1 protein-coding gene is annotated in these 434 nt (G+C 43.5%); it reads left to right on the top strand.

All coding sequences use genetic code 11. The features are described 5' to 3' along the window. On the top strand, nucleotides 1–434 hold a 434-nt coding region (locus tag CWB66_RS15400), incomplete at both ends, for an RHS repeat domain-containing protein (protein WP_502705297.1).

Genomic DNA, 434 nt, shown 5'->3' with positions numbered 1-434 from the left:
TGACTACGGCAGACGCCAAACCCTGACGCTGCCAGACTCAAGTACGCTTAACTACAGCTACAATAAATTCGGTCAGCTAAGTGCTATTCATTTACACCAAACCAATAGCGAAGCGAATGATTCAGCTAGCGCAGCAAAGCCGCTCGTAACCTTAAGCTACGACAGCCAAGGCAATATTAAAACGCAGCAGTTTGGTAACAGCATTACCCTTACTCAACAGTTTGATGTATTTAACCGCTTAATACAGCAACAGCTTACACACCCAGCACAAGCACTATTCGATACCTGTACGTACAATTACGACAGCATCAACCAGCTGATTGCCCGTAAAAACGAAGGTGTAAGCAGCCACAATACTAATTTTGAGTACAACAGCTTGGGTCAGTTAATTCAACAAACTCTAGCCTCTGATGAGGACATTAAAATCACCCATT

Origin of the sequence: Pseudoalteromonas sp. S558 (genome assembly GCF_005886635.1) — a bacterium.
Classification (GTDB): domain Bacteria; phylum Pseudomonadota; class Gammaproteobacteria; order Enterobacterales; family Alteromonadaceae; genus Pseudoalteromonas; species Pseudoalteromonas aliena.
Note: the sequence above shows the minus strand (reverse complement) of the source record. Positions and strands in the feature narration are given on the sequence as shown.